Origin of the sequence: Paramagnetospirillum caucaseum, assembly GCF_000342045.1 — a bacterium.
Taxonomy (GTDB): Bacteria; Pseudomonadota; Alphaproteobacteria; order Rhodospirillales; family Magnetospirillaceae; genus Phaeospirillum; species Phaeospirillum caucaseum.
Genome location: NZ_AONQ01000088.1, coordinates 1 through 16,129 on the forward strand (window position 1 = coordinate 1; position 16,129 = coordinate 16,129).

The window sequence follows — 16,129 nt, forward strand, 5'->3', positions numbered from 1 at the left end:
CAAAATCAAGCACTTAGCGGCGAAAAGCCACCCCACCTTGCAGGTTTGGGACAAATCTGGGACACTCAGCCTCGGCGATAAGCGAGGTTGGGATACGGATGGCTACGGTCACAAAGCGGGGTGAGCGCCAGTGGCAGGCGAAGGTTCGACGGGTGATCAGGGATTTCATAGACGCCTCCTCGGGAATGGATTGGCTTCTCGATCAACGGGGCATGCCGAAAATCATTCGGTTGCCGTACACCTGTTTGTGCCGTCCAGGCCCCAGGAAAACCGCGCCTTTCCGGCGGGCCTTGCGCCGGCCTTTTCGGTACAGGAGCAACATCATCGCCCCCGCCGGTATTCCGGCCTCCAGTGGTCGGGGCTGACGGTGCCGAGCGGCTCGCCGCTCAGCACCCAGACCACATCAGGTTCCGCGTCGCCCCGTCCGGGGATGTGACGGGCCGGCGGCAGACGGCTGCTGCTGGTGATGCCGATGATGGCGGCCTCGATGGGAGGGACGTCGCCGGTCCTGACCGCGATCCGCACCTCGGCCAAGTGGTGGCAGCCCTCCAGCAGGGCCATCAGGTCATCGACGGTCATGGCGGCGGCGCTCCAGCTTGATGTGCATGGCCGCGTGCGGTCACCCCAATCGGTCCACCAGATGTGCGGCGCGCATGTGGGCGTAGCGCTTGAGTATCTCCATCGATTTGTGGCCAGTGATCGACGCGATCTCTATGTCGCGCAGGTCCGTACCCTCGAACAGACGGCTCGTTGCTTCGTGCCGTAGGTCGTGGAAGGTCAATCCATCGACGCCTGCCTTGCCGCACGCCTTGGCAAAGGCATGGGACACGGCCCGCCCGGTTTGCACAGGGAACAGCCTGCCGGCATTATTCCCCGCCCATGACTGAAGGACCGCCAAGGCCGCCGTCGAAAGCGGAACCGTCCTCGCCTCGCCATTCTTGGTCTCACGCAAGAGGATCTTGCGCCCCTGGAGATCGACATCGGCCCACGTCAGGCCGACCAGTTCTCCCTGCCGCATCGCCGTCGCCAGAGCCAGCCTCACCATGGGGCCGAGCCAGACGCTCTCCGAGGCATCGCACGCGGCCAACAACCTCCCTTCTTCATCATCGACCAGCCTGCGATCCCGACCCTTCGGCATCGCAGGCTTTTTCATGCGCGCAACCGGGTTCTGGAGGCTCTCAAGCCCCCATTCGTCGGCTGCCGTGTTGTAGACATGCGACAGGAGATTAAGGTGGTGGAGGACCGTCTGCGGTCCCACCTCCTTCAGCCGCTCATCCCGCCAAGCAGCGAGGTCGGCGCTGCGGATGGCGGTCAACGGGCGCTTGGCCAGCGGCGTCTTCAACCAAGCCCGGACAATGCCGGCGCTCTGCTTCACGCCTTTCTTTCTCGGCACGACTTCCCTAAGGTAGCGCTCAAGCGCTTCGGCCAGGGTGGTTCGGTCGGCTTCGACCCGCCCCGCCTGGAACCGCCCGGCGTCGATGTCGGCCTCCATCTGACGCGCCCATGCCTCGGCACGGGCCTTGGTCTCGAAGGTCGCACTCGCGCCCTGGCCCCGGCGGCGAACCACCCTCAGATGGGGCGGCGCGGCCCTGCTCTCAGCCCTGCTGCCGCCAAGCGGGGCCATGGGCGGAAGCGGCTCCGGGCAGTCCGTGACGGATGGCGCGGTGCGGTCCTATCGCCTGCCCCTGATTCCGGTGCCGGACGGCGTTACGGTGACGGTGCCGCCGGACTTCCTGGCCGCGCTCGCTCCCGAGGGACGTGCGCAATGGGCGGCTTTCCGGGCGTTCGACCAGCCGGTGCTGGTCCTCTTCCCCGCCCTGGATATCGGAACCGTCGAATCGCTGGTGGAGAACCTTTTCGACGTCACCGACACGGTCACGGGCGAGCTTCTGACCGCCCTGGTGCTGGCGGATGCTCGGGAGGTCATGCGCGAGGATGCGCCCTTCGGCACCGCCACCCTCGACGATGATCTGGTGGCCCATGCCGGCCTGTCGGACGTGGTGGAGCTTGTCCAATTTCCCGGCCACGGCCTGTTGATGGCGCCGGACGCCGATGGAGTTCGGCCCGACCGCCGCGAGATCGCCATTTGAGAGGAGTGCCTCTGCCATGAATCGTCGTGATTTTCTCTTCTCTGCCACCGGCTTCGCCGCCCCTGCGGTCGTCGTTCGGAGCCGCGAGTCCTGGGCTGGCCGCGACCTCTCCGGGCTGGTGCTGCGGGATCGCGACCTGTCCGGGGCCGATCTGCGCGGCTGCCGGATGATCGGCACCGATTTCAGCCGCGTCGATCTGAGGAATGCCCGTCTCGACCAGGCCGACATCGCCGGGAGCAAATTCGATGGCGCCAGGATGGCGGGGGTATCGCTGGAGGGGGCGTCGATCACGGAAACCTCGTTCCGCCACGCCAATCTGGCTAGCGCCAATATGGGCGGCGCCGTCGTTGCGGATTCCTGGTTCGAGTCCGCCGAAGCGCCCGGCATCAGCTTCCGGGGCGCACGGTTCAATGACCTCGTCGATTTCGGCCATGCGGTCCTGGAGGGCGCCGATTTCCGCGATACGACGCTGTCGGGCATGATGATGTTCGAGAATGGCCGGATGCACGGCGCCACGTTCGCCGGCATGCGCTGCCTGCCGTGGCACCACAGTCCGGCGTCAACGCTGTTGTTCGACGGTACGGATGCCCAAAGGATCGATCTCTCCGGCATCAAGGCCGGCATCTCCGGCGAAGGGGGATGCTTCCGGGACGCCATCCTTGCCGGGATCGATTTCTGTGTTCGCCGCCTGGAAACCGTACCCAATGGCTCCAGATGGACGGGGGCCGATCTCAGCGGTGCCGATCTCCGGGGAGCCAATCTCGCTCCGATGGTCTTCGACGATCTGCTGACGATGGATCGGGCCGAGTTCAGGCCACCGCTGTTCATCGGTGCCAATCTGATCGGGGCGACCCTGGAATTTCGTCTCCGGGATGAGCTTCAGCGGCCGGAGAACCGGGCGCGGCTGGCCGAGCGCTTCATCGACGTCCCCGATACGATTTTCGACGGTGCGGTCTTCGGCGGCACCCGGATCAATGGCAAACTCTACGGCTGACGCCGCCACGGGAGTGATCAACATGCACCTCACCAAGTCCTGCCATTAATCTCACAGGGCTGCGGACAGTTCGTGAAATCCTCGCTCAGTCAGTACCAGCACCTCTTCATCCGGGCGGTGTCCAGTCTCGACCCTGACGATATCGCTGTTGAGCATCCTGGACAGGACGCCATTCTCGATGATGGCGGGCACGTCGTTTGCGACGAAGCGGCGAGGGATACGGCTGCCAATAGCCACGGGAGTGACACCGTGCGCCCGTATGCTGGCCAGCAGAGCCAATGCCTGCCGTAAGAACGCCTTTCTCGATTCGGGCTTGGTGTTGCCGCGCGCTTTGTTCGGTTTAAACTCTGATAGTGGCTTCACCGGGATTGAGGCGATGCCTATGGCCGCAGGATGCAGGCCATGAAAATAGGTGTTGACGATATCGCGCTCTCCACCTTCCCCGGAGATTCCGCTCAATGTTGTGCGGTGCTTCTCCTTGGAGATGGGCGACAGGTTCGTTGCACCTTCTCCCCCATCGGTCAGATTCGTCAATGGCCCGAGGCCGAAGTCAGCCCGGCCGATCTTCCTGATCAGTTCCCGTTCACGTTCCAGCGCGGTGACCTCGTCCGGGTGGAAAAGGTCGATCTCGTATAGGATCTCGGCGCCGGTCAAGCGTATCTGGCGGATAATATTGAGCTTATAGGAGCCCTTGTCACCATCGGCTTCGACCTCGTGGTTCAGGACGCGAAACCCAATCCCCTTCCCGACATAAAAAGGCTCGCCGTTGGGACGCCTAAGAACGTAGGTGTAGAAGGTTCTGAATTTGAGCCGCAGCATTCGCAGGATGTCGGCTTTGCTTCCGACTGCTGTTGCCCTGGTCGTCATAACAGTATCCAGTCCACTCGCATGTCAGGAACTCAGCACGGGCGAGAAGCACCGCCAGGCTCTTACCGGCCTCCCTGCCGGATGCTCTCGGCTTCGGGCGCCACGGCAGCCGGGGCTTGGTCGATTACCGTTGAGAACAGTGCCTCCACCTCGGGCAATGCGGCCTGAACCTCTGCGGCGGTCGGGCCGATATCATCGTCGCCGGGATAACGGCTGATGATGTACCAGCGCGAGACGTAGCTGAGCGCAAACGGCGAGGCGACCAAGGCAGGCCAGTGGCGGCGGGCGAGGTCCGCCAGGGTGTTGAGATCGTGAGTCTTCCGCACATCCTGGCGGGCGACGACGAGCAGGGCCTTCAGGCTCTTCTCGATAGCCTGCTGGAGGTGAAACGCGGCCTGCATGGTGATGCCGTCGCGCAGCAGCACCCGCACGGCCCGAAGATCGTCCATGGCCCGCTCAAGCCAGCGCAGGGCGTCCTGCCACTGGATGATGTCCTGCTCGTCAGGCCCGCTCATAAACCGTCACCCCATCGCGCAACACGGTATGGGCGAACGACCCGATGGCGCGGGCGCGCGAGGCCAGGACGGAGGCCCGGTAGGGAATGATATCGACGGGATCGTGATAGCCTTCCCTGGCGGCCTGGATCGCCTTGGCCGACAGCATCTCCGGCGGCGTGTCGTCATCCAGTTCCACCACCAGATCGATGTCGCTGTCCGGGCCGGCGGTTCCATGAGCCTGCGACCCGAACAGGATCACCCGGCGGGGATGAAAGAACGACACCACGGAATCCAGCAGCGCGGGCGGAACGGACGGTGACGGTGCGACCGAGGCGGCCATGGCGGAATCCTGTCGGCGGAACGAACTACGGTGAACTATAGCACGGTGTTGGGCTTTGTATCGTAGATGTCGCTGCAAACAGGTGGTTTCCACGCACCTTGTTGATGAAAAAGCCCTCGGTAACCGCGGTGCCGCCATTGATCACCTACCACCTACCACCTACCATTGGCCCATGCGCCATCCGATATGGTGCTGTTTGGGGACGGACGGACCAGAGGTGACATACACAATCTGACCTTGGCATTGCCAAGGATGGCTATTAAAAATGTTGTCAGGCTGGTCGCGTCAAACGATGCTCATCTGGAGACCCACGGTTCTGAGAAAAATGAAAATAGAAATTCCTATTATTGATATATTCGCAGGGCCTGGCGGCCTGGGAGAGGGGTTTTCACGCTATGCTGAATATTTCTCCGATCAATCAATTGACTTCCGGACGCGGCTATCAATCGAAAAGGACCCGGTTGCAGCTCGCACCTTAATGCTGAGAGCTTTCACACGGGCTTTTGCGGGCCGGCCACTTCCGGACTGCTACTACGGTTATATCAGGGCAGTCGATCCGGCAGAAAAGAAGCGACGGGCGGAAGCTATCGCCTGCCTACCGGAATGGAAAGAGGCCGGCCTCGAAGTCTGGAATGCCACGCTGGGACAGATCGGGTTTGACGAACTGCACAGCCGTATCAGGCAGGCCATCGCCGGCCATGATCTGTGGGGTCTTCTTGGCGGCCCCCCGTGCCAAGCCTATTCGGTTGTTGGCCGGTCACGCAGGATGGGGATCGGGGAGGAATCTCGTCGCTCGCATGATGACGAAAAGCAAAAGCTGGAACGCGAACGCCGGGCCGAGGCGTTTTTCAGTGACGAGAAGCACACTCTTTACCGTGAATACCTGAAGATCGTAGCCATCCATCAGCCACCATTCTTTGTCATGGAAAACGTCAAAGGGATACTCTCGTCCCGACTCGATGATGGCAGCTACATTTTTGACAAGATCCTGGAAGACCTGGGTGATCCGTGGAGGGCCATTGCTGGTGAAGATCTTCCGACTGAGGAAGCCTCCCGGTTCATGCCCGCCTCGCGGCACGGCTACTACATCCACTCGTTCGTGGCGCAGCCGAATCAGGATGGCGACTACCAGAAGAGTGATTATCTGATCCGATGCGAAGATTTCGGCGTTCCGCAGGAGCGGCACCGTGTCATCCTGCTAGGAATCAGGGAAGACCTGAACATTGCCCCCACCCAACTGAAAAAGCAGGGCACGAAGACCTCATTGGCCGAGGTGATCGGCGATCTTCCAGAGCTGCGCAGCGGACGCAGTGGTCGTGTCACGCACAAGATCAGGATGGAGAAGAAAGACACGGCTGCCACGTGGATCGAGGCAGTGAAGTCTGCGATCACCAATCATGTTCTGGAGGATGTCAGGGCCTTCAGCCCTGTGATCCATGAGCGGATGGAAAACGTCCTTCAGAATCTCTGCCCCAACCTGATGCGGGGTGGGGTGTTCGTGCCGTGTGAACCATGGAAAGATTCCACGCATGACTTGGCCAAGTGGTTCCGAGACGACAGGCTGGGCGGAGTCCTCCAGCATGAAACCCGCGACCACATGGATGCGGACTTTGCGCGATATCTGTTTGTGGCGGCTTACGGGGAGGTCATGACCGATTCGCCGAAACTGCGCCATTTCCCGCACAGCCTTCTGCCGGATCACGAGAACGCCAAGACCGAGGAGGGACGCCGGGTCTTCCATGATCGCTTCCGGGTGCAGTTGGCCGGTCGTCCCGCGACCACGGTCACCTGCCACATTCGCAAGGATGGGCACTACTTCATCCATTACGACCCGATGCAATGCCGCAGCCTCACTGTGAGGGAAGCGGCTCGTGTCCAGACGTTTCCGGACAACTACTTCTTCGAGGGGAACCGGACGGAACAGTACGAGCAGGTGGGGAATCCCTGGATGTGAAAACGATGCCATCCCGCCGCCCATCCAGAAGGCCTACACCGACGTGGGTCTTACGGCCGATCTGTCCGACTGTCAGGAAATCGCGACTGTCCAATCCGACGAATGCCGCGTCGAGACGTTCCTGGGTCTGGCGGCGGACGTTCTCCAAGGTGCCGGTCAACAGCACCACCATGCGGTATCCGGCGTCAGCAGCCTTGCAGATCAGCGCCGCATACGAAGCTGTCTTGCCTGACTGGACATCACCAACCACAAGTCCGCGCCGCTTCCATGCCCCCGACTTCTCCGGATCGCCAAGCAGGTCCAGAAGTTCATCCGTCGTCCGATCCAGGGTGGAAACCACGAAAGGCCCCCAGCCATTGCGGATCAGCATCTGGCGATAGCGGGCCCAATAGAACGGGTCGATGTCCGCCCGTCGCGTCGCCAGCCAGGGATCGTGCTCCTCCTCCGAGGTCAGCGTTTTCCCCATCTCCATGCGGATGCTGTACTTTGCGTGTAACAGCTTGCGGGTTTCAGCGCTGAACGTATCCGATACGCCGAATGCGGTTGCCATCCGCCCAAGAACCTGGTCGATCAGGGCTTCCGTCGGTGGCGGCTCAAGAGGAATCAGGCTGGCCACGGATGCAGCCAGGGCTTCAGGCGTATCGATGTTCATTGACGAAGCCTCTCTGCGATACGTTGTGCCGCCTCCGGATTCCGGCTGAACGGGTCGGTCAAGTGCAGCTTGTCGAGGACGGATCGTCTCATTTCCGGCAGATCGGAAAAGGCCTCCAGAAGGCGAGCCGCAAGTCCCTCAAGCTCCTGCTCCGACATGTCGGTATCGCCACTGCCAATCGGCAGATCGTTGCTGACGTGGACATAGATATCGTGAACAGGCACCGAGTCCTCCAGGAGCCGGTAGACCTGCTCGATGTCTGCCGGTGATGTCCCTGGCCTCAGTGCAGCCTGCAAGACCGGATGCGCCCGGTTGATCCGCCATGTAACCGCCCCACCTCGCAATTCATGTCGTTCCCACAGCGCCACCCGCTCGGTCTCGACCGGGATACCCCGGTGCTTGTAGACGGCCTTGCTGCGGTTCGTGACGGCACCGACGATGCGCTTGAGATTGGGGCGCAAAGCTATGGGAGGTTCCGCCATCGTCTTGCGGACATCCACCTTCCAGAGGTGATCCAGTTCGATGGGAACATCGACCTGGATACGCGCCAGACGCACCAGTTCGTCGGATGGGACGATCCTGTACCAGCCACCGGGGACCATAAGGCGACCACCCCGGTAGATATAAAAGCCATGGGCCGTCTTCAAGCTTTCCCGCCCCCCGACCTTGTCCATCTCGGCAGTCCCCATGCGCGAGGGGAAGGGCAGGACATAGGGGGTCACCACCACTTGATGGCCGTCGATAGGGAAGCTTTCAGAATGGAGGCTCTGGCCTCTGGGATGATTGCCCAGAAAGGGATCAAGAACCGGCAGTGGGCGCCCATTCACGTCAATGGTGAAGCTCCCAACCATCTCCCCGGAAAGGAAGCGATGAAAGGCCAGTGCCAGATGGTCTGCAACACCTTCCATCGCCACTTCGAGCTGTCGCAGCGGCGAAGTTGCGTTGATCGGGTAGAGCCGGTCCAGCTTCTCCCACACAACTGCCGTGCCGCGCCCTTGAACCGTCAACATGGCAAGAATCTCCGGCACGACATCCGGTGCCGAGGGTTTCTCCAGCCACCAAGTCTGGCGGCTTTCGCATTCATCCAGGTCCCAGGCCCGGATCGACAAGTCCCCGCTCCTCAACGAGGCGACCGTCATCCTGCGACACTGGGAAAGTGAGGCTGTCTTCAACCCAAGGCCGAATCGTCCCAGATCGCCATTGGATCTTTTCTCCCTGGGGTCCCTGCTGCCGAACCTCATTGCCGATATAAGTTCGACGTCCGACATCCCTTCGCCATCATCGACAATGGCAACGAAGGAACCATTCCCACCTGAGAATCGTATGGAGACTGCTCTTGCTTTCGCTGCGATGCTGTTGTCCACGAGATCGGCAATAGCTGTCGGAGTCGAATAGCCAACGGCGCGGAGGGACTCCATCAGAACGGGTGCGATCGGCGGCAGTTCCATTCCACACGCCTCAACGAAGGTAACCGGATCGGTCAACTGCATGCATGGCCCCCGATTGGATCGGCTATAGGCGCATCCTAGGCTGTTTCAACCAAAGGTCAATGGCGAGCCCTCAGTCTGGGGGACCGGTCTCAACTCGGACATTGATCCGACTGGCCCTTGTGAAACGTGTCATGTCCTGCCTCCTTCAAGCCGCCGGAGGCTGGCGCTCCAATCCGTGGCGTCGGAGCGCTTATCCACCCCGGCATGGGGATCGGTGCCGCCGGGATACATGCCATCCTCGGGGAAGGTCAGGGGGCGATTGGGTTCGGGATACTTGGCATTGCGATAGAGTGCAGCTCCCGACATCAGCTTATCCTGCTCCGTTGTCATCACCTGACCGACATTCTTGTCGATACCGGCGGCATTGAGTGCGCCATTAGCGAAATCAACGCAGTTGCGGTCATTCAGGTCGTATTTGCCGGGGTTCGTTTCGTTGTGTTCGAAATATCCCTTCACGCGATCGAACTGCTCAAGGCTCAGGGGGATTTCGTCGGATTTCAGGATGCCGGCCTTATTGACCCGTGATTCGTCGTTCTCGACCGCCCTGGCGACTGGCAGAGTCGCGCCAGCCAGGAGCGACTTGCCCGAAGCGGCGCGGAAGCCCCGAATTGTCGATGTTTCGCCGTTGCTGATTTCCACGCTGAAATGGCCGACGGCTCCGCCGGCACTGTGGATGATCATCTTGTATCCCATGTCGATTCTCCAAAAGAGAAAGGGGGAGGCCTTTGGGCCTCCCCCTTTGTGTTGCGGACGGAATTGTCAGCTAATCTATGCGTATGCGGATTGTCTCGCGCGCACCCTTGAAAACAAGAATGACTGCTGGGTGCCACATCTTGTCCGGCTGGGCGCAATCCTCATGCAGGTGTGAGCGTATGAACTCCTTTTTCTGGAGCAGGTATTTGCAGGGGTTGATGGCCGCATCGATCGTCAACCCCAATTTCGAAGCATCCTGAAGTACCGTTTCCGGTATCTCGAGGGCAATACAATCCTCCAGAATCCACCATCGGCAATACTTGGCGGGAGAGCCCTGGGTCGGGCTAAAGCAGGCAGGATTATTAATGTCATTTTTCCCGCCGCAGCGATCGGCGACATCGACCGGAGACACGCTGTGAGCGGCTCGAACTGCAAACTCCTGATCGGTGGTGCCCTTCCAACTCGTGCTGAAATAGGCCGTCAGAAATATCCCTGCCCATCCGAGTGCCAGCAGAGCCAGCAGTGTTCCGACAACCAGTTTGGCCGTTGTCCTTATTGACGGAATGCGCTCCACCCTGGCCCCGGACGTGGTTGTGGCGTTGATGGGTGAGCTTACCAATAAGCGGAATAGCCGTCAATCACGTTTTGTTCTCATGGTGGCGTGCATCAGAATCGAAGGGCGTTAAAATTCTAAACGTGGGTTTAGGAGTTTAACGCCATGAAATTCATCGCTTATTACCGAGTCTCAACGGATCGTCAGGGAAAATCGGGGTTGGGATTGGATGCCCAGCGTTCCGCTGTGACCGCCTTTAGCAGCGGTCGCGGGACGATCCTGGGGGAGTTCACGGAGGTCGAGTCGGGCCGTAAGATCGACCGCCCCCAACTCCAAGCCGCCCTTGATGCCGCCGCCAGACATCGGGCAACCCTGGTCATCGCCCGCCTGGACAGGTTAGCGCGCAACGTCGCCTTCATCGCCAATCTGATGGATAGCCGGGTGGACTTCGTCGCCTGCGATATGCCGGAAGCCAACCGCCTGACCCTGCATATCCTTGCAGCGGTGGCGGAGCACGAACGGGAGATGATCTCGCTGCGAACCAAGGCTGCTCTGGCTGCCGCGCGCGAAAGAGGGATTCGCCTGGGCAATCCCGACTGCCAGGGTGCCAGAACGGTGGCGGCTGAGCGCCTCTCCGCAGCGGCGGATCGGTTTGCCGCCACCTTGAGGCCAATGGTGGAGGGGTTGCGCAATCAAGGTTTGAGCCTGCGGGCTGTCGCCAGTGAATTGAACCACCGAGGCATTCGGACCGCACGCGGAAGTGAGTGGCAGGCCACCTCGGTGCGCAATCTCCTGGCCCGCCAATCGTGAGGCAATTGCGGATCGGTAGGACTGTCCCGCGTTCTGTCCGCCCGACTGCTGAGCGAGCGAGGCTTTATCTTGGAGCCGTCTCGATGGTCGCCGTCAACTGCCCGCTGCCGGAGGTGGCTCAGCCGCTGCACCGGCATTTAGCTTCACGCAGGCGACCAGGAGAGCCAGCGCTTGGCAAATGAACCACGCGATAGCAGCAGCCAGCAGCCATAGCCACTGTGTCTCGACCGCGGCTTGGACGATGCAAACCAGGGCGATTCCCCAACCGGTCTGGCGCAGGAACAGTGATAGGGCGAATGTCAGGCGTGACATGGGCTTCTCCGCACTTTGAACGAACCCATCCAGCCTCTCACTGCGGCATCGGCATGCAATCCCTGCCGCCACCTTGGCCGTCGACGCGCAGCAGGGCAATCCCTACATCGTCCATGGTGCGGGGGCGGATGAGTTCCTTCAGGTTCCGTGTCAGCCCCCGCTTCAATGCCCGAGCGGTCAATTCCCGACTCCATGCCAGCAGATGGCTCACTGCCGGGGCCAAAGATTGGTCGTGGCGCAGGAACAGCGACTCGGCGGCGCCATCGCTCATCAGCATCACCAGCCAGGGCTGGTAATAGTCGACCCCGGTCTCCTTGTACTGGGCCTTCCTGGCATTGAGCATTTCCATGGCGATGCTGAAGCGTTATACGCACCTGCGGGCAGAGGATTTGGCTGTCAAATTAGGATAATGGATCGCTTAATCGAAACCGGGGGCACCTGCCGGACCGCCCCAGCCGGGTGGGGTGGCGGGGTGGTCCGCCAATTCTTCACCGATATACCCAGGTAAATGGGAAGCCGAGGCGGCATCGTCATCTCCGTGGTCTGGGGGCATTAGGCTGTCTGCGGAGGACGCGTCATCGTCGTAGTAGTGCTCGCGATTCTGTGCCCCCTCCTGAGACATTGAGGATAGATTCGGTTGGATAGATGCCATTGCCAAATGGTTGATGCCCAGTCCAACTGCCAATAGCACAAGTCCACCCCAGAAAGTGGGAGATGCAATTGTCCCGCCAACAAACAGCCCCATAATCATGCGTACAGCTACAATCACAGGGCCAATCCAAATAAGGTGTGATGTTATGTCGTCCACACGGCACAGCAGGTGAGAATTCACGATTCCTCCTCAGCATCCATTAGGGCTCTCTTTTCATCGCGGCCTGTATTGGCGTGCTAGTGATCCTGCGAGAAACGTCATTTTTACGACTAAAAACCAGGAGCGCCTGCCGGGCCACCCCAACCCGGCGGGGTGCACGGGTGATCAATCCATTCCGGACCCATATAGCCAGGGAGGTGCCGCGCCCTTTCGATACGCTTCTCTTCCTCGATACGCTTTTTTTGCTTCTCTTCCTCCTTTATGCGCCCCTCCTCCTCCCTTAATTGCCGCGCCAGACTGTCCACAGTCGGCGAAAATGTCGAATCCGGCGGCGCTGTCCCGGTCAGCCAGACCCCTAGCTCCAGCGGCATACGGACATCAGAAGTCGGCATACTGTCCTCGGAGCAGAATTTGCTGTCGGTTGCCTCATCCCGCATGGTCAATCCGTGGTGGAATCCGGCGGTCGATCCATGCTCGACATGAGCCGACTTGTATTGAGGCTTTGGGGTCGAGAAGGCAAAGGTTAAGGCAACGAGGCAAATCCCTGCGGAAAGCATGGCGACGCCAGTCAAAAGCATCGGTGACAACCACGGCCAGTCGAACACAAAGCCAGCTACGGCACGTACACCCGTAATCAATACCCCGCCCCACAGAAAATGGATGCCGATCATGTCTGCCATCCACATCATAAATCGCCTCATTGGCCGCTCTCCTCACCCTGAACTTCCGTGGCCCCATCTCGCTGGAATCTCGATATGACGTCATCCGCATTGAGGGCGGCTTTGCGACGCTCTTCGTCGTGCGCCGCGATATGCTTCTTCACCTCGTCGAGGACCTTCTTCGGCACGACGATGCGAGTTCCTGCCTGTTTCATGGCCGGCAGAAGGGTGGTCCCGAAGAAATCTCCGGCGCCACTGCATGAACGAGCAGGTATCGACGATGATGCGGTGGCTTGGGGCGAATTTGGCGAGATCGAGCATCTTGCGCGCCTGGGGGGGGAGGAAACTGCGGAACACTCGGGCTGGGCGTGAAATGCCCGCTCACTGCTGCATGCCGTATCAGAGCACCCTGTTGATTCCCATTTGCACCAGCAACACCAAGTAGGACAGTGGCCAGAACAAAAATGAAGACAGTTTCGCCTTCGCCACTCCTGAAATGGTGTTATAGAGCGGGTTCCAGGTAAGATTTCTGAGTATCAGCCGGTTCAAGACGAATCCGGTGGCCAAGTATACTGCGATCGGTATGGATGCCGCATTGATGGCTCTGCCGATGTACCAAGAAACAATTAGCGCAAGTAATCCGGCGCCGTAATATCCCCACCATGTCATCAGCGGCGCTTCAGTCCATGTCTGCTCATCGTCGCTCATGATTCCCCCTCCCTGTGGAGTCTGGATGCAACTGGCTCTCAAAATTTAAGATATATCTTATGGTGCTTTACGCAACAAGACTCGCGTCATCGTTGTCATGGACGATGTTCGCGAGCAGTTCGGACGTAGCGTAAAACGACTCCGCAAGGAGCGTGCCCTAACCCAGGAGGAACTGGCCTCCCGGGCTGGGACGAGTGTTCCTTATCTGTCGGAACTGGAAAGCGGCAAGTGGAACCCCTCGCTGGCCGTGATCGTCGATTTGGCGTTAGCGCTAGAGATCCAGCCCTCCGAATTGCTGGCTGATTTGAAAGTGTCACGGGATGCCGAGCCCCCAAAGAGGAGAAGGCCCGTTGAGTAGGGCCTTGATAAGAGACGCTTTGGTAAGAAATAAAAAATAGGGCCGGAGCTACCCGGCCCAGAGTATTTTCGCAACTATACACGGTAATGCGCCCCCCCCTCATTGAGCGGCGAGGCATGCCTTCAGATGTTTTTTCAGTTTATTCAATGTTCTAACCTCGGCCCTTATCGCTTTTGCCTCCAACTCAATATTGTAGATGACGGGCCACAGATCATCTGTCGCGTAGAAGAACTCGTACTGCGGATATCTAAGTCGATTGCCGCGATCGATATGAATGCGCTCCGGCACAAAATTCCCTTTACACCCGATGTACGCCCAGTCATAGCTCCATGTTATTTCAAGCTCTGCCTCGAAAATGTTAAAGATAAATCTAGGGAATGTTACGCCATCCCCATTAACGCGCCTTAGTTTCTTCTTCCACAGCACCCTCCTTGTTCGTAAGTGTTGCGCAATTTCGGCACGACGAATTTCGATCGCTTCGGCAGCGCTGGTGAGAATGGACATGATATTACGGTCCATGATCACCTCCCATTCTTCCGAGGGCGCCCGCGACGGCCGCGGGCCTGGGGATTGGTGGGTAGGCCGGAGACCCATCGGATGACTGCATCTGGCTCGAATCGCAGCTTTGCCTGCCGAGAGGAACCTAGTTTTCGGTAGGGTGGGGCGCGGCGATCCTTGATCCAGCCGCGCAGTGTTTCGGGCGAGATGCGGAGATAGGCTGCGGTATCGTCGATGGTCCAGAGATGATGGTCAGCAAGAGGCGTTGTCATGACTCGACTCCAGGCCGACGGATGCGGCCATGCATAGGGGAGTCGCGCCCCGACGCGACGAGTTGAGCATGCTCGACAGAGCCTGCTCTTCGGGGATCTTTGAGCCTGGAGGCTGCGCGGCTACATGAGCCGCGGCTTGCTGGTGGGCGGCCAAACCGCCCCATCATTGCGACTAGCCCCAGAGGCCCAGTCCATCCGGCCATAGGCCGGGATACGCCGTAGCGTTGCTTAATATCCCGAGATTCGGACGAGTAAGCTCCCGTGGCGCAAAGCCATTAATTAAGCGTGCCATGTCGAGACATGGGTCGCAAGCCCAATTTTTGCGGGCGTTCTGCGGTAGCTTTCCAGCCGCTCGTCGCCCTCACTCCTTGGGCGGACGAGCTAGGTAGGCGTGGGGGTTGGTGTAATTTTGGTGTAGCGTCCAGCAGAAATTGGCCCGAATGACACCCCAAAGGTGCCCCTATAGAGCCCCCATGTCGCACCTAACTTACTGATTTTGCTGCTGGAAAATTGGCGTCCCGGAAGGGATTCGAACCCCTGACCTACGGTTTAGGAAACCGTTTCTAATTAATGCTACTGCATTGATATTAAAGAAAATATATCTATATATGACGCCGTGTGAGTCCCGCGTGAGTCAATATTGCGACCACAACTGATGCAACGCCCATCACAATACCTAAGCATCGCCTTGTGTGTGCAAGATGCTATTTCGCTCCACCCAACGCCTTTGCCATCGCTAGTACCTGATCCCTGACCCTGGGATCGGAGATGGTAAAATAGGCACGTACCAATTCGAGGGTTTCACGCTTTGTCATCGGATCATCGTCGGGGATATCGACTGACTTGGTGACGTTGCCACGGATCACCTCAACCGGCGATGCTGCCTGGGCAGTCGCAGAAATTTCCTCGAAGAAATATCCGACGCGAACATCCAGAACACGGGATAGATCGAACAGCCTGGATGCCCCGACCCGATTGGCTCCACGTTCGTATTTCTGGACCTGCTGGAAGGTCAGCCCCAGGCACTCGCCAAGCTTCTCCTGGCTCATGCCCAGCAGGGTTCGACGAAGCCGAATGCGGGCACCAACGTGGACATCAATGGGATTGGCACTGCCATCATCCAACCGGCCACGAGTTGACCGACCAGCCTTCTTGGCGACCTTGGCAGGCTTGGGGGTGGCTGTGGGCTTGGAACTCTTACGTGGCGGCATGGCGATCCCTTCCCCGTTCATCAGGTGGCTGATTTGGGCCGACGATTCTTCCGCGTGAAGCCAAGCCCCGCTGCCTTGGCGAGTTCGGATCGGCGTGCAGCATATTCCGGTGCGACCAAGGGGTAATCCCTGGGCAACGACCACTTGGTCCGGTACTCGTCGGCGGTCAGTCCGTGGCCGGTCAGGAGATGCCGCTTCAGCATCTTCTGGTGGTCGCCGCATTCCAGACAGACGATATGGCCGGGGGTCACAGACCGCTTCAACGAAACGGCGGGTTGTTGCTGTTCAGCCGGTGCTGAAGCAGGGTTGTCCGTAGCGGCTAAAGTCGAATAAACGGACTTGATCAGGCTTGGGATTTCT

General features: G+C 59.6%; 23 protein-coding genes. 6 read left to right on the top strand and 17 right to left on the bottom strand.

Features of this window, described 5'->3' with window-relative positions; genetic code table 11:
- Window positions 1-321: 321 nt before the first annotated feature.
- Both H261_RS20360 and H261_RS20365 read right to left on the bottom strand, forming a co-directional pair.
- Window positions 322-579: a hypothetical protein gene (locus tag H261_RS20360; protein ID WP_008621393.1), complete on the bottom strand. Its 258-nt coding sequence runs from the start codon at window positions 577-579 to the stop codon at window positions 322-324.
- A gap of 40 nt (window positions 580-619) precedes the next feature.
- A complete protein-coding gene (locus H261_RS20365; protein WP_200860280.1) occupies window positions 620-1,492 on the bottom strand; it encodes a tyrosine-type recombinase/integrase in 873 nt (290 codons plus the stop codon).
- 157 nt (window positions 1,493-1,649) lie between these two features.
- Here H261_RS20365 and H261_RS20370 point away from each other — a divergent pair, with 157 nt between their 5' ends.
- Both H261_RS20370 and H261_RS20375 read left to right on the top strand, forming a co-directional pair.
- Window positions 1,650-2,090 carry a hypothetical protein gene (locus H261_RS20370; protein WP_152427006.1) on the top strand — a complete coding sequence of 147 codons (441 nt, stop codon included), beginning with the start codon at window positions 1,650-1,652 and terminating at the stop codon, window positions 2,088-2,090.
- Between the two features lie 16 nt (window positions 2,091-2,106).
- Window positions 2,107-3,084 (top strand): pentapeptide repeat-containing protein, encoded by a 978-nt coding sequence (locus H261_RS20375; protein ID WP_008621403.1) that lies wholly within the window; start codon window positions 2,107-2,109, stop codon window positions 3,082-3,084.
- A 51-nt stretch (window positions 3,085-3,135) separates the two neighbouring features.
- On the opposite strand, the gene H261_RS20380 is transcribed toward H261_RS20375, so the two are convergent.
- The 3 genes from H261_RS20380 to H261_RS20390 all read right to left on the bottom strand — a co-directional run bounded on the left by H261_RS20380 (window position 3,136) and on the right by H261_RS20390 (window position 4,788).
- Entirely contained in the window at window positions 3,136-3,951 is an 816-nt protein-coding gene (locus H261_RS20380) for a GIY-YIG nuclease family protein (RefSeq protein WP_052004349.1), read from the bottom strand.
- A 62-nt stretch (window positions 3,952-4,013) separates the two neighbouring features.
- Complete coding sequence (locus H261_RS23580) at window positions 4,014-4,466, bottom strand: HEPN domain-containing protein (RefSeq protein ID WP_008621405.1); 453 nt, start codon at window positions 4,464-4,466, stop codon at window positions 4,014-4,016.
- On the bottom strand, window positions 4,453-4,788 hold the full coding sequence (locus H261_RS20390) for a nucleotidyltransferase family protein (protein ID WP_008621406.1): 336 nt from the start codon (window positions 4,786-4,788) through the stop codon (window positions 4,453-4,455). The genes H261_RS23580 and H261_RS20390 overlap by 14 nt, the downstream gene beginning before the upstream one ends.
- 265 nt (window positions 4,789-5,053) lie before the next feature.
- Here H261_RS20390 and H261_RS20395 point away from each other — a divergent pair, with 265 nt between their 5' ends.
- Entirely contained in the window at window positions 5,054-6,742 is a 1,689-nt protein-coding gene (locus H261_RS20395) for a DNA cytosine methyltransferase (RefSeq protein ID WP_081609016.1), read from the top strand.
- On the opposite strand, the gene H261_RS25025 is transcribed toward H261_RS20395, so the two are convergent.
- The 4 genes from H261_RS25025 to H261_RS20410 form a co-directional block, all read right to left on the bottom strand.
- Window positions 6,639-7,394: a hypothetical protein gene (locus H261_RS25025; RefSeq protein ID WP_152427007.1), complete on the bottom strand. Its 756-nt coding sequence runs from the start codon at window positions 7,392-7,394 to the stop codon at window positions 6,639-6,641. The two genes, H261_RS20395 and H261_RS25025, sit on opposite strands and share 104 nt — an antisense overlap.
- Window positions 7,391-8,884, bottom strand: coding sequence for an ATP-binding protein (locus tag H261_RS20400; protein ID WP_008621409.1), 1,494 nt, complete (start codon window positions 8,882-8,884; stop codon window positions 7,391-7,393). Before H261_RS20400 ends, H261_RS25025 begins: the two co-directional genes overlap by 4 nt.
- A 129-nt stretch (window positions 8,885-9,013) precedes the next feature.
- Window positions 9,014-9,577 carry a hypothetical protein gene (locus H261_RS20405; protein ID WP_008621410.1) on the bottom strand — a complete coding sequence of 188 codons (564 nt, stop codon included), beginning with the start codon at window positions 9,575-9,577 and terminating at the stop codon, window positions 9,014-9,016.
- Window positions 9,578-9,647: 70 nt separating this feature from the next.
- Window positions 9,648-10,151, bottom strand: coding sequence for a hypothetical protein (locus H261_RS20410; protein ID WP_040477017.1), 504 nt, complete (start codon window positions 10,149-10,151; stop codon window positions 9,648-9,650).
- A gap of 144 nt (window positions 10,152-10,295) precedes the next feature.
- On the opposite strand from H261_RS20410, the gene H261_RS20415 reads away from it, so the two are divergent.
- Window positions 10,296-10,940, top strand: a complete 645-nt coding sequence (locus tag H261_RS20415) for a recombinase family protein (protein ID WP_008621411.1) — start codon at window positions 10,296-10,298, stop codon at window positions 10,938-10,940.
- Window positions 10,941-11,033: 93 nt separating this feature from the next.
- On the opposite strand, the gene H261_RS25030 is transcribed toward H261_RS20415, so the two are convergent.
- From H261_RS25030 to H261_RS20425, 3 genes are all read right to left on the bottom strand, one after another.
- Window positions 11,034-11,252: a hypothetical protein gene (locus tag H261_RS25030; RefSeq protein ID WP_152427008.1), complete on the bottom strand. Its 219-nt coding sequence runs from the start codon at window positions 11,250-11,252 to the stop codon at window positions 11,034-11,036.
- Window positions 11,253-11,289: 37 nt separating this feature from the next.
- Entirely contained in the window at window positions 11,290-11,601 is a 312-nt protein-coding gene (locus H261_RS20420; protein WP_008621413.1) for a hypothetical protein, read from the bottom strand.
- A 572-nt stretch (window positions 11,602-12,173) separates the two neighbouring features.
- Window positions 12,174-12,734 (bottom strand): hypothetical protein, encoded by a 561-nt coding sequence (locus H261_RS20425; RefSeq protein WP_152427010.1) that lies wholly within the window; start codon window positions 12,732-12,734, stop codon window positions 12,174-12,176.
- Window positions 12,735-12,763: 29 nt separating this feature from the next.
- Between H261_RS20425 and H261_RS25035 the strand changes: the two genes are divergently transcribed.
- Window positions 12,764-12,985: a hypothetical protein gene (locus H261_RS25035; protein ID WP_008621416.1), complete on the top strand. Its 222-nt coding sequence runs from the start codon at window positions 12,764-12,766 to the stop codon at window positions 12,983-12,985.
- Between the two features lie 136 nt (window positions 12,986-13,121).
- Here the strand turns inward: H261_RS25035 and H261_RS20430 are convergent, their stop codons facing one another.
- Window positions 13,122-13,430: a hypothetical protein gene (locus H261_RS20430; RefSeq protein ID WP_008621417.1), complete on the bottom strand. Its 309-nt coding sequence runs from the start codon at window positions 13,428-13,430 to the stop codon at window positions 13,122-13,124.
- A gap of 97 nt (window positions 13,431-13,527) precedes the next feature.
- On the opposite strand from H261_RS20430, the gene H261_RS26785 reads away from it, so the two are divergent.
- Window positions 13,528-13,788 (top strand): helix-turn-helix domain-containing protein, encoded by a 261-nt coding sequence (locus H261_RS26785; RefSeq protein WP_008621418.1) that lies wholly within the window; start codon window positions 13,528-13,530, stop codon window positions 13,786-13,788.
- A 99-nt stretch (window positions 13,789-13,887) separates the two neighbouring features.
- Here the strand turns inward: H261_RS26785 and H261_RS20440 are convergent, their stop codons facing one another.
- From H261_RS20440 to H261_RS24115, 4 genes are all read right to left on the bottom strand, one after another.
- Window positions 13,888-14,307, bottom strand: coding sequence for a hypothetical protein (locus H261_RS20440; protein WP_008621419.1), 420 nt, complete (start codon window positions 14,305-14,307; stop codon window positions 13,888-13,890).
- 2 nt (window positions 14,308-14,309) lie between these two features.
- Window positions 14,310-14,558, bottom strand: coding sequence for a helix-turn-helix domain-containing protein (locus H261_RS26790; RefSeq protein WP_081609017.1), 249 nt, complete (start codon window positions 14,556-14,558; stop codon window positions 14,310-14,312).
- Between the two features lie 704 nt (window positions 14,559-15,262).
- Window positions 15,263-15,769, bottom strand: coding sequence for a helix-turn-helix domain-containing protein (locus H261_RS20450; protein WP_081609018.1), 507 nt, complete (start codon window positions 15,767-15,769; stop codon window positions 15,263-15,265).
- A 20-nt stretch (window positions 15,770-15,789) separates the two neighbouring features.
- Window positions 15,790-16,129 (bottom strand): MucR family transcriptional regulator (locus H261_RS24115; protein ID WP_008621421.1); only part of this gene is annotated, 340 nt, incomplete at its 5' end.